Origin of the sequence: Pseudomonas sp. SCT (assembly GCF_003864275.1) — a bacterium.
Classification (GTDB): domain Bacteria; phylum Pseudomonadota; class Gammaproteobacteria; order Pseudomonadales; family Pseudomonadaceae; genus Stutzerimonas; species Stutzerimonas stutzeri_AE.
Map to the genome: position 1 here is coordinate 1 of NZ_BDJA01000010.1, position 12,017 is coordinate 12,017.

General features: G+C 57.2%; 11 protein-coding genes and 4 tRNA genes. All 15 read left to right on the forward strand.

Features of this window, described 5'->3' with window-relative positions:
* Nucleotides 1-185 precede the first annotated feature (185 nt).
* The 15 genes from birA (at nt 186) to rpoB (ending at nt 12,016) form a co-directional block, all read left to right on the forward strand.
* The gene (birA, locus tag BHD08_RS20200) at nt 186-1,133 is read left to right on the forward strand and encodes a bifunctional biotin--[acetyl-CoA-carboxylase] ligase/biotin operon repressor BirA (protein ID WP_125024610.1); all 948 of its coding nucleotides are present in this window, start codon (nt 186-188) and stop codon (nt 1,131-1,133) included.
* Nucleotides 1,130-1,870, forward strand: a complete 741-nt coding sequence (locus BHD08_RS20205) for a type III pantothenate kinase (RefSeq protein ID WP_125024612.1) — start codon at nt 1,130-1,132, stop codon at nt 1,868-1,870. Before birA ends, BHD08_RS20205 begins: the two co-directional genes overlap by 4 nt.
* 25 nt (nt 1,871-1,895) lie before the next feature.
* Nucleotides 1,896-2,573, forward strand: a complete 678-nt coding sequence (locus tag BHD08_RS20210) for an SPOR domain-containing protein (protein ID WP_015278299.1) — start codon at nt 1,896-1,898, stop codon at nt 2,571-2,573.
* 141 nt (nt 2,574-2,714) lie between these two features.
* Nucleotides 2,715-2,799: transfer RNA gene (locus tag BHD08_RS20215), tRNA-Tyr, on the forward strand.
* A 25-nt stretch (nt 2,800-2,824) separates the two neighbouring features.
* Nucleotides 2,825-2,898: transfer RNA gene (locus BHD08_RS20220), tRNA-Gly, on the forward strand.
* Nucleotides 2,899-2,924: 26 nt separating this feature from the next.
* A tRNA-Thr gene (locus BHD08_RS20225) sits at nt 2,925-3,000 on the forward strand.
* An 84-nt stretch (nt 3,001-3,084) separates the two neighbouring features.
* The gene (gene tuf / locus BHD08_RS20230) at nt 3,085-4,278 is read left to right on the forward strand and encodes an elongation factor Tu (RefSeq protein WP_015278291.1); all 1,194 of its coding nucleotides are present in this window, start codon (nt 3,085-3,087) and stop codon (nt 4,276-4,278) included.
* A gap of 51 nt (nt 4,279-4,329) precedes the next feature.
* Nucleotides 4,330-4,405: transfer RNA gene (locus BHD08_RS20235), tRNA-Trp, on the forward strand.
* A gap of 42 nt (nt 4,406-4,447) precedes the next feature.
* Complete coding sequence (gene secE / locus BHD08_RS20240) at nt 4,448-4,816, forward strand: preprotein translocase subunit SecE (RefSeq protein ID WP_014821639.1); 369 nt, start codon at nt 4,448-4,450, stop codon at nt 4,814-4,816.
* Nucleotides 4,817-4,825: 9 nt separating this feature from the next.
* Entirely contained in the window at nt 4,826-5,359 is a 534-nt protein-coding gene (nusG, locus tag BHD08_RS20245; RefSeq protein ID WP_015278297.1) for a transcription termination/antitermination protein NusG, read from the forward strand.
* Nucleotides 5,360-5,468: 109 nt separating this feature from the next.
* Entirely contained in the window at nt 5,469-5,900 is a 432-nt protein-coding gene (rplK, locus tag BHD08_RS20250; RefSeq protein WP_003280820.1) for a 50S ribosomal protein L11, read from the forward strand.
* Entirely contained in the window at nt 5,900-6,595 is a 696-nt protein-coding gene (gene rplA, locus BHD08_RS20255; RefSeq protein ID WP_015278296.1) for a 50S ribosomal protein L1, read from the forward strand. Before rplK ends, rplA begins: the two co-directional genes overlap by 1 nt.
* A gap of 192 nt (nt 6,596-6,787) precedes the next feature.
* On the forward strand, nt 6,788-7,288 hold the full coding sequence (gene rplJ / locus BHD08_RS20260; RefSeq protein ID WP_003280824.1) for a 50S ribosomal protein L10: 501 nt from the start codon (nt 6,788-6,790) through the stop codon (nt 7,286-7,288).
* A 75-nt stretch (nt 7,289-7,363) separates the two neighbouring features.
* Nucleotides 7,364-7,732 carry a 50S ribosomal protein L7/L12 gene (gene rplL / locus BHD08_RS20265; RefSeq protein ID WP_015278295.1) on the forward strand — a complete coding sequence of 123 codons (369 nt, stop codon included), beginning with the start codon at nt 7,364-7,366 and terminating at the stop codon, nt 7,730-7,732.
* 213 nt (nt 7,733-7,945) lie between these two features.
* A complete protein-coding gene (gene rpoB / locus BHD08_RS20270) occupies nt 7,946-12,016 on the forward strand; it encodes a DNA-directed RNA polymerase subunit beta (protein WP_125024614.1) in 4,071 nt (1,356 codons plus the stop codon).
* Nucleotide 12,017: the final 1 nt, after the last annotated feature.

Below are 12,017 nucleotides of genomic sequence, written 5' to 3' on the forward strand. Positions count from 1 at the left end.
AGTGAAACGACGCATCGCCGATGGTAGTGTGGGGTTTCCCCATGTGAGAGTAGGTCATCGTCAAGCTCCTTTCCCAAACCCCCGATCCGCGAAAGCGGGTCGGGGGTTTGCTTTTGGGCTCTGGAAATCACTGTAGGCACTTGGAGTTGGTGCCGCTATTATTCGGGCCTCGTTATGGGGGTGGCATGAATAGGCTGTTGAAGTTACTCCAAGATGGTCGCTTTCATTCTGGTCAGGAGCTGGGTGATGCCATGGGCGTAAGCCGTAGCGCTGTATGGAAGCATGTGCAGCGTCTGCAGGAGGAAACGTCCCTTTCGCTCTACAAGGTTCCAGGTCGCGGCTACCGCCTAGCCGAGCCGCTATCCCTGCTGAACGGCGAAGAGCTTGCGTCACAGCTGGTGCGGTTCGGTTGGACTTTGCATCTTTACGACGCCATAGACTCCACCAATGCCGAGGCTTTGCGCCTATTGCCGCTGGAGCGCACGCCCTTCCTAGTAATGGCTGAGACCCAGACCGCGGGAAGGGGAAGGCGGGGACGCCTCTGGGTTAGTCCCTTTGGGCAAAATTTATACTGCAGTTTGGCGTTCAAGGTTCACGGAGGGGCGCGGCAGCTTTCCGGCATGAGTCTGGCGGTTGGCTTGGCGGTCATGCATGCATTGCGTCTCGCAGGGGTTACGCAGGTAGGTTTGAAATGGCCAAACGACGTATACGCAGACGGCCGAAAAATTGCCGGGATCCTGCTGGAGCTGACTGGTGATCCGGCGGACGTATGCCATGTAGTGGTCGGTATCGGTATCAACGTGAATATGAGCAGTGCCGAGGGGATAGACCAGCGTTGGACGTCAATGAAAGAGCATATCGGTATGGTTGATCGGAACGCTCTGGTGGTTACGTTGGCTGAGGCGCTGAAGCGCTATCTAGAACGGCATGCCAGCATGGGGTTCTCGGCGCTGAAGGACGAATGGGAAGCCAGTCATATCTGGCAGGGACAAAAATGTACGCTCAGTACCGGAGCCCATGACTATTCGGGTGTGGTCGTGGGGGTCGATCAGCAGGGCGGCCTGAAGCTTATGATCGAAGGGAGCGAGCGCGTATTCAATGGTGGGGAGCTTAGCTTGAGGCTGGACCGATGATTCTTGAGCTGGACTGCGGTAACAGCTTGATCAAGTGGCGCGTTTTGCAAGCTGGCTCCGGCGACGTTGCAGCGCAAGGCGCATCAGCATCGGTGGCGGAGTTGCTAGATGTACTTGCTGGCTCCGCTGTCTCCAATATCGCCCGCGCGCGGCTGGTCAGCGTGAGGAGTGATGCCGAGACAGCGGATTTGTGTTCTCGTCTTTCCGGTACCTTACAAATTGATGTGCAGCAGGCGGCCCCTTCGGCCCGGCTTGGCGGCGTGGTAAATGGGTATGTAGATTATTCGCGTCTCGGCCTGGATCGTTGGCTGGCTATTGTTGGCGCCTTTCAAATGAAGCCGGGTGCCATGCTCGTGCTTGATCTTGGAACAGCGATTACCGTTGATTTCGTCGATGGCCATGGCATGCATCTGGGGGGGTATATCTGCCCGGGCGCTTCATTGCTTCGGCAGCAGTTGCATAGCCATACGCGGCGTATCAATTACGAGATGGAGGAGGCTACAGCGGCGCGATGCGCATATGCCCCCGGGCGCAGCACGGTTGAGGCGGTAGAACGGGGTTGCTACTTGATGTTGCGTAGTTTTGTTAGCTCCCAGATTCAGCAAGCCAGCACCTATCTAGGGGCCGACTTTTCTATTTACTCCACGGGCGGGGATGCAGCGTTGATCGACGATATTGCGCGAATCCAATACGTGCCAGACTTGGTATTCCGGGGATTGGCGGTCGCTTGCCCCTAGCGGCATTAGTTAAGGTCGAGTCTGCATGCGTTGGTTATTCTTACTGTTAGTGCTGTTGAACGTTTTCTTTTGGGGGCAACAACAATACCAAGCACCGGTGCGAGTCAAAGAGATCGGCCCGCTTGCCACGTATAGCCGCCCGCAGCAAAACATCACGCTCCTTAGTGAGTCTGCTAGCCCAGAGAGAAGGCAGTCACAGTTAACGCCTGTTGAGCCGGTTGGTGACGCCTGTCTGTTTCTTGGTGGCTTCGATGAGGAGCTACAAGCGCAGTCCCTGGAGCAGCGACTGTTGAGTCTGGACATTCAGTCCGACATGCAGCGCCTAGACGTGGCTGTCGGTGTGGATTATTGGGTATACCTGCCGCCTTTAGCTTCCAGGCAGGCGTCGCTGCGACAGTTGCGCGAATTGCAAAGCCGCAACATAGATAGCTACATCATCACTGTGGGAGATCTCGCTAACGGCATTTCCCTGGGAATCTTCTCTCGGAAAGACTCGGCAGAAGGAGTCGTGGCACGCTTGCGCGAGGTGGATTACTCAGCCTTGGTCAGAGAGTTGCCGAGGATGCACAGCAAATATTGGGTGCGGATTGCCGCTGCTAGTCGGCATCAACTGGATGGTGAAATCTTGGAGGCCCTCAAGAAAGATATGCCGGCATTGCAGCATCGCCAAATGCCCTGCGCAGGCGTTGCATCTTCCGAATAGTTTGCATAGAATGGCGCCCGCTTCGCCGTGGGGGTTGTTTGGTTACTCGGCGAAGCGGCTGTCAATGTAGCTAAGCTCAAGATTTATATGAGAAAAAGCTTGACAGTAGGGTGGCAAGTGATGAAAATGCCGCCTCACTTTGGAGGGGTTCCCGAGCGGCCAAAGGGATCAGACTGTAAATCTGACGTCATAGACTTCGAAGGTTCGAATCCTTCCCCCTCCACCAGATTCAAGCGTAAGCTTCGGCGTTCGCGGGTATAGTTTAGTGGTAGAACCTCAGCCTTCCAAGCTGATGATGCGGGTTCGATTCCCGCTACCCGCTCCAGCTTCGATGGTTACGAAATATGCTTCGCTCATGTAGCTCAGTTGGTAGAGCACACCCTTGGTAAGGGTGAGGTCAGCGGTTCAAATCCGCTCATGAGCTCCAAACCCCAAAGGCAGATATGTAAATATCTGCCTTTGTTTTAATGGTGGCGTGACTAGCTCAATTCAACGATGGGAGACGGTCTCGATGGCTAAAGAAAAGTTCGAACGTAACAAACCGCACGTCAACGTCGGCACCATTGGTCACGTCGACCATGGCAAGACCACTCTGACGGCTGCTCTGACTCGCGTGTGCTCCGAAGTATTCGGTTCCGCTCGTGTCGACTTCGACAAGATCGATAGCGCCCCGGAAGAGAAGGCTCGCGGTATTACCATCAACACCGCTCACGTAGAGTACGACTCCAACATTCGTCACTACGCGCACGTTGATTGCCCGGGTCACGCTGACTATGTGAAGAACATGATCACTGGTGCTGCCCAGATGGACGGCGCGATCCTGGTTTGCTCGGCTGCTGACGGCCCCATGCCGCAGACTCGCGAGCACATCCTGCTGTCCCGTCAGGTAGGTGTTCCGTACATCGTCGTGTTCCTGAACAAGGCCGACATGGTTGACGACGCCGAGCTGCTCGAGCTGGTGGAAATGGAAGTGCGTGATCTGCTCAGCACCTACGATTTCCCGGGCGACGATACTCCGATCATCATCGGCTCTGCGCTGATGGCTCTGAACGGTCAAGACGACAACGAGATGGGCACCACTGCCGTCAAGAAGCTGGTCGAGACTCTGGATACCTACATCCCTGAGCCGGTTCGTGCCATCGACAAGCCGTTCCTGATGCCGATCGAAGACGTGTTCTCCATCTCCGGCCGCGGTACCGTGGTTACCGGTCGTGTAGAGCGCGGCATCGTCAAGATCCAGGAAGAAATCGAGATCGTTGGTCTGCGTGACACCACCAAGACCACCTGTACCGGTGTCGAGATGTTCCGCAAGCTGCTCGACGAAGGTCGTGCGGGTGAGAACTGCGGCGTGCTGCTGCGTGGCACCAAGCGTGATGACGTCGAGCGTGGCCAGGTTCTGGCCAAGCCGGGCACCATCAAGCCGCACACCAAGTTCGAAGCTGAAGTGTACGTTCTGTCCAAGGAAGAAGGTGGTCGTCACACTCCGTTCTTCAAGGGCTACCGTCCGCAGTTCTACTTCCGTACCACTGACGTTACCGGTTCGTGCGAACTGCCGGAAGGCGTTGAGATGGTAATGCCGGGCGACAACGTGAAAATGGTTGTTACCCTGATCAAGCCGATCGCCATGGAAGACGGCCTGCGCTTCGCGATTCGCGAAGGTGGTCGTACCGTTGGTGCTGGCGTGGTTGCCAAGATCGTCGAATAACGATTGATCTGTTTGAAGCAGGTCGGCATAATAGTCGGCCTGACTCTTTCTAGGCCAGTAGCTCAATTGGCAGAGCGGCGGTCTCCAAAACCGCAGGTTGGGGGTTCGATTCCCTCCTGGCCTGCCATTTTCAATAACGAAATTGGCAGTCTTTACAAGGTTCTAGCAGATGAATATCAAAGCTGAAGCCAATGACGCGCGCTTCGATCTGGTGAAGTGGCTTGTTGTGGCTGCTTTGGTGGTGGTTGCCGTTGTCGGTAATCAATACTACTCCGCTGAGCCGATTCTTTATCGTGTCCTTGCGGTTCTGGCAATTGGTGTGGTCGCTGCGTTTGTTGCGTTGCAGACTTCCAAGGGTCGATCTTTCGCGGTGTTGCTGAAAGAGGCGCGCGGCGAGATTCGCAAGGTCGTTTGGCCGACCCGTCAGGAGACTACCCAGACTACGTTGATCGTTGTCGTTGTGGTGCTTGTGATGGCGCTGCTGTTGTGGGGGCTTGATTCCCTCCTCGGCTGGTTGGTTTCCATGGTTGTTGGTTAAGGGTGTCTCGTGGCTAAGCGTTGGTATGTTGTGCATGCTTACTCGGGTTACGAGAAGCACGTCATGCGCTCCCTGGTTGAGCGCGTCAAGCTTGCCGGCATGGAAGATGAGTTCGGTGAGATTCTTGTTCCGACCGAAGAAGTGGTCGAGATGCGTAATGGGCAGAAGCGCAAGAGTGAGCGCAAGTTCTTTCCTGGCTACGTTCTCGTCCAGATGGAAATGAACGAGGGCACTTGGCACCTCGTCAAGGATACGCCTCGTGTAATGGGCTTCATTGGTGGTACGGCGGACAAGCCGGCGCCCATTACCGATAAAGAAGCAGAAGCTATCCTGCGTCGTGTTGCTGACGGAAGTGATAAGCCGAAGCCTAAGACGCTCTTCGAGCCGGGTGAGGTGGTGCGTGTGGCGGATGGTCCGTTCGCAGACTTCAATGGTGTGGTTGAAGAGGTCAATTACGAGAAGAGTCGGATCCAGGTCGCGGTCCTGATCTTCGGCCGCTCTACGCCGGTAGAGTTGGAGTTCAGTCAGGTCGAAAAGGTTTAACTGGACGAAGCATCCCGACCCCGCAGCTAAAGGCTGCGGGGTTTTGTCGTCATCGGGATAAATCAGCAATGGGGAGCCGCAAGGCGTTATAACCCGTAACGGAGTAACTATGGCTAAGAAGATTCAAGCTTACATCAAGCTTCAGGTAAAGGCCGGTCAGGCTAACCCGTCGCCGCCCGTTGGTCCTGCTCTGGGTCAGCATGGCGTGAACATCATGGAATTCTGCAAGGCATTCAATGCTCGGACCCAGGGCCAGGAGCCAGGTCTGCCGACTCCCGTGATCATTACCGTTTACAGTGATCGCAGCTTCACTTTTGAAACCAAGAGTACTCCGGCTGCGGTCCTGCTTAAGAAGGCTGCTGGAATCACCAGCGGCTCCGCTCGTCCCAACACCCAGAAGGTCGGCACCGTTACTCGTGCACAGTTGGAAGAGATCGCCAAAACCAAGCAGGCTGATCTGACTGCTGCCGAAATGGAAGCTGCCGTACGAACCATCGCAGGTTCGGCTCGCAGCATGGGCCTGAATGTGGAGGGTGTGTAATGGCTAAGTTGACCAAGCGCCAGAAGGCTATCGCCGAGAAGATCGAGACCGGCAAGCAGTATGCTTTCGAAGACGCTGCCAAATTGCTGGCGGAAGTCTCTGCAGTCAAGTTCACCGAGTCGTTCGATATCGCGATCAACCTTGGTGTGGATCCGCGCAAATCAGACCAGGTTGTTCGCGGTGCCACCGTTCTGCCGAACGGTACTGGCAAGACTGTTCGCGTTGCCGTGTTCACCCAAGGTCCAGGCGCCGAAGCTGCTCTGGCCGCTGGTGCTGATCGTGTTGGCATGGACGAGCTGGCTGCTGAAATGAAAGGCGGCGATCTGAATTACGACGTAGTGATCGCGTCCCCGGATGCCATGCGCGTGGTCGGTCAGTTGGGTCAGATTCTCGGTCCGCGCGGCCTGATGCCGAACCCGAAGGTCGGTACCGTGACTCCGGACGTTGCTACTGCGGTCAAGAACGCCAAGGCCGGTCAAGTACGTTTCCGTACTGACAAGAACGGCATCATCCACACCTCTGTGGGCAAGGTTGGTTTCGAAGCTGGTCAGCTGAAGCAGAACGTTGAAGCGTTGCTCTCGGATCTGAAGCGTCTGAAGCCTTCCACTTCAAAAGGTATTTACGTCAAGCGCGTGACCCTGAGCACCACTATGGGTCCGGGGCTGGTCATTGATCAGGCTTCCCTGGAAGCGTAAGACAGCAACGCCCCGCTCGCGGGGCGTTTGAAAGATTGGGGTCCCTGCCTGGCGGGGGCTATCCAAGACCGTAGGCGGCGCAAGCCTTAAACCAAAAGCCTACGCAGAGGTGCTCCCGATTCGTACCGAATCAGACACCAAATCCCGTCCGGTTTCGACCGGATGAACCGGTAACATCCAGGAGTGTAACCCGTGGCAATCAAACTCGAAGACAAGAAGGCCATCGTCGCTGAAGTCAACGAGGCTGCCAAAGCTGCCCTGTCCGCTGTCGTGGCTGATGCCCGTGGCGTGACCGTGGGGGCCATGACCGGACTCCGTAAAGAGGCCCGCGAAGCTGGCGTTTACGTGCGCGTTGTACGTAATACCCTGCTGCGCCGCGCTGTTGATGGCACTCAGTTCGAAGTGCTCAACGACGTGTTCAAAGGCCCGACCCTGATTGCATTCTCCAATGAACATCCGGGCGCTGCTGCTCGTATCTTCAAGGAGTTCTCCAAGGGTCAGGACAAGTTCGAGATCAAGGCCGCTGCGTTCGAGGGTCAGTTCCTCGCAGCCAATCAGATCGACGTGCTGGCAACTCTGCCGACCTACGACGAAGCCATTTCTCAGCTGATGAGCGTTATCCAAGGCGCTACCAGCAAGCTGGCTCGTACATTGGCGGCCGTTCGCGACCAGAAAGAAGCTGCTGCTGCTTAAGCGGGCGGCTACTTTCGCAATCACTTTTTGAATTAGATGGCCGCAGGCCGTCACCTAAATACAGGAACTAGAGTCATGGCTCTGACCAACGAAGACATCATCAACGCCGTTTCCGAAATGTCCGTGATGCAGGTTGTTGAACTGATCAAGGCAATGGAAGAGAAGTTCGGCGTTACCGCTGCTGCTGCTACCGTAGCCGCTGCCGGCCCGGCTGCCGCTGCTGTCGAAGAGCAAACCGAGTTCACCATCGTTCTGGCCGAAGCTGGCGAGAAGAAGGTCAACGTGATCAAGGCAGTTCGCGAGCTGACCGGTCTGGGCCTGAAAGAAGCCAAGGCTGTCGTTGACGGCGCCCCGGGCGTGGTCAAGGAAGGCGTTTCGAAGGAAGAAGCCGAAGCTGCCAAGAAGGTTCTGGAAGAAGCAGGCGCCAAAGTCGAGCTCAAGTAAGCGACGACCTTGCGTCTACAGCCCGAGCGACTCGCGAAAGGCTGATGGCTGGTGGCTCTTGCCACCGGCCTTTTTCCGTTATGGAAAGCCAGCCACGCTGGCTGTTCCTCGGAAAGCCACCTCAGGGTGGTGCGAATCAAGGGATTCGCAAGATTTTCTGGCTGCTCCCGTCGGGAGAAGCCAACAAGCAGGTGACCAAGCTGGGGAACGCTGATGGCTTACTCATACACTGAGAAAAAACGTATCCGCAAGGACTTTAGCAAGTTACCGCACGTGATGGACGTGCCGTATCTTTTGGCCATCCAGCTGGATTCGTATCGCGAATTCCTGCAGGCGGGAGCGACCAAAGATCAGTTCCGCGACATTGGCTTGCATGCAGCCTTCAAATCCGTTTTCCCGATCATTAGCTATTCCGGCAATGCAGCGCTGGAATACGTCGGCTATCGCCTTGGTGAGCCGGCTTTCGATGTCAAGGAATGTGTCCTGCGCGGCGTGACATTTGCTGTCCCGCTGCGGGTAAAAGTGCGCCTGATCATTTTCGACAAAGAATCGTCGAACAAGGCCATCAAGGACATCAAGGAACAGGAAGTTTACATGGGGGAGATCCCCCTGATGACCGAGAACGGTACCTTTATCATCAACGGTACCGAGCGCGTCATCGTTTCCCAGCTGCACCGCTCGCCAGGCGTATTCTTCGACCACGACCGCGGCAAGACTCACAGCTCCGGCAAGCTGCTGTACTCGGCGCGCATCATTCCTTACCGTGGCTCCTGGCTGGACTTCGAGTTCGATCCGAAGGACGCCGTCTTCGTTCGTATCGACCGTCGTCGCAAGCTGCCGGCATCGGTGCTTCTGCGCGCGCTGAATTACAGCACCGAAGAGATCCTGGATGCCTTCTACGACACCAATGTCTTCCATGTGAAGGGCGAGACCCTTTCGCTGGAATTGGTGCCGCAGCGTCTGCGTGGTGAAATCGCCAGTTTCGATATCAAGGACGAAAACGGCAAGGTCATCGTCGAACAAGGTCGCCGCATCACCGCTCGCCACATCAATCAGCTCGACAAGTCCGGCATCAAAGAGCTCGAGATGCCGATGGACTACGTACTGGGCCGCACCGTGGCCAAGGCGATCGTGCATCCGGCCACCGGCGAAATCATTGCCGAGTGCAACACCGAGCTGACCGTCGATGTCATGGCGAAGATCGTCAAGGCGCAGGTTGTCCGCTTCGAGACCCTGTACACCAACGACATCGATTGTGGTCCGTTCATTTCCGACACGCTGAAGATCGATTCGACCACCAACCAGCTCGAAGCTCTGGTGGAGATCTACCGGATGATGCGTCCTGGCGAGCCGCCAACCAAGGATGCAGCAGAGACGCTGTTCAACAACCTGTTCTTCGCCTCGGAGCGTTACGACCTGTCTGCCGTCGGTCGGATGAAGTTCAACCGTCGTATCGGTCGCACCGAGATCGAAGGTTCCGGTGTGCTGAGCCGCGAAGACATCGTTGCGGTCCTCAAGACGCTGGTCGATATCCGTAACGGCAAAGGCATTGTCGACGACATCGATCACCTGGGTAACCGCCGTGTCCGTTGTGTCGGCGAGATGGCCGAGAATCAGTTCCGTGTTGGCCTGGTACGTGTTGAACGTGCGGTCAAAGAGCGACTGTCGATGGCCGAAAGCGAAGGCCTGATGCCGCAAGATCTGATCAACGCCAAGCCGGTTGCGGCGGCGGTGAAGGAGTTCTTCGGTTCCAGCCAGCTCTCGCAGTTCATGGACCAGAACAACCCGCTCTCCGAGATCACTCACAAGCGCCGTGTTTCAGCTCTTGGCCCGGGTGGTCTGACCCGTGAGCGTGCCGGCTTCGAGGTTCGTGACGTACACCCGACCCACTACGGCCGCGTGTGCCCGATCGAAACGCCGGAAGGTCCGAATATCGGTCTGATCAACTCGCTGGCCGCTTATGCCCGCACCAACCAGTACGGCTTCCTGGAAAGCCCGTATCGTGTGGTCAAGGAAGGCGAAGTTACCGATGAGATCGTTTTCCTCTCGGCAATCGAGGAAGCTGACCACGTGATCGCCCAGGCCAGCGCCAAGCTGGACGGCCGCAAACTGGTCGACGAACTGGTTGCCGTGCGTCACCTGAATGAGTTCACCGTCAAGGCGCCGGAAGACGTGACCCTGATGGACGTGTCGCCAAAACAGGTCGTCTCTGTCGCTGCCTCGCTGATTCCGTTCCTTGAGCACGACGACGCCAACCGCGCCCTGATGGGTTCGAACATGCAGCGTCAGGCCGTGCCGACCCTGCGTTCGGACAAGCCTCTCGTTGGTACCGGCATGGAGCGCAACGTGGCGCGCGACTCCGGCGTCTGCGTGGTTGCTCGTCGTGGCGGTGTGATCGATTCGGTCGACGCCAGCCGTGTGGTCGTGCGTGTCCATGATGCTGAGGTCGAGACCGGCGAAGCGGGTGTCGACATCTACAACCTGACCAAGTACACCCGTTCCAACCAGAACACCTGCATCAACCAGCGTCCGCTGGTTCGCAAGGGTGACGTGGTGGAGCGCGGCGACATCATGGCTGATGGTCCGTCCACCGATATGGGTGAGCTGGCGCTCGGGCAGAACATGCGCGTCGCGTTCATGCCCTGGAACGGTTACAACTTCGAAGACTCCATCCTCCTCTCGGAGCGTGTGGTTCAGGAAGACCGTTTCACCACTATCCACATCCAAGAGCTGACCTGTGTGTCGCGTGACACCAAGCTTGGCCCAGAGGAAATCACCGCGGACATCCCCAACGTGGGTGAGGCTGCGCTGAACAAGCTGGACGAAGCGGGCATCGTCTACGTCGGTGCCGAAGTCGGCCCGGGCGATATCCTGGTCGGCAAGGTCACCCCGAAAGGTGAGACCCAGCTGACTCCGGAAGAAAAGCTGCTGCGTGTGATCTTTGGTGAGAAGGCGTCCGATGTTAAGGACACCTCGCTGCGCGTGCCGACTGGCACCAAGGGCACCGTTATCGACGTGCAGGTGTTCATTCGTGACGGCGTCGAGCGTGACTCTCGTGCGCTGGCGATCGAGAAGATGCAGCTCGACGAGATTCGCAAGGACCTCAACGAAGAGTTCCGCATTGTCGAAGGCGCGACTTTCGAGCGTCTGCGCTCGGCTCTGGTGGGCGCGACTGCTGAGGGCGGTGCTGGTCTGAAGAAAGGCGCGGCAATCACCGACGAGATCCTCGACGGTCTGGAGCATGGGCAGTGGTTCAAGCTGCGCATGGCCGAAGACGCACTGAACGAGCAGTTGGAGAAGGCCCAGGCCTACCTGTCCGACCGCCGTCAGCTGCTTGACGACAAGTTCGAAGACAAGAAGCGCAAGCTGCAGCAAGGCGATGACCTGGCGCCTGGCGTACTGAAGATCGTCAAGGTCTACCTGGCGATCAAGCGTCGCATCCAGCCGGGCGACAAGATGGCCGGTCGTCACGGTAACAAGGGTGTCGTCTCGGTGATCATGCCGGTCGAAGACATGCCGCATGATGCCAACGGTACGCCGGTCGACATCGTGCTCAACCCGCTGGGTGTGCCGTCGCGTATGAACGTCGGTCAGATCCTCGAAACCCACCTGGGCCTTGCGGCCAAGGGTCTGGGTGAGAAGATCAACCTGATGCTGGAAGAGCAGCGCAAGGTTGCCGAGCTGCGCAAGTTCCTGCACGAGATCTATAACGAGATCGGCGGTCGTCAGGAAAGCCTGGACGACCTGAGCGATCAGGAAGTCCTGGACCTGGCGAACAACCTGCGTAAAGGCGTTCCGATGGCTACCCCGGTATTCGACGGAGCCAAGGAGCGCGAGATCAAGGCCATGCTCAAATTGGCCGATCTGCCGGAAAGCGGTCAGATGCAGCTGTTCGACGGGCGCACCGGTAACAAGTTCGAGCGCACCACCACTGTCGGCTACATGTACATGCTCAAGCTGAACCACCTGGTCGACGACAAGATGCACGCGCGTTCCACCGGTTCCTACAGCCTGGTTACCCAGCAGCCGCTGGGTGGTAAGGCGCAGTTCGGTGGCCAGCGCTTCGGGGAGATGGAGGTCTGGGCACTGGAAGCCTATGGCGCCGCGTACACCCTGCAGGAAATGCTCACGGTCAAGTCGGACGACGTGAACGGGCGGACCAAGATGTACAAGAACATCGTGGACGGCGATCACCGCATGGAGGCCGGCATGCCGGAATCCTTCAACGTGTTGATCAAAGAAATCCGCTCGCTCGGTATCGATATCGATCTGGAAACCGAATAAC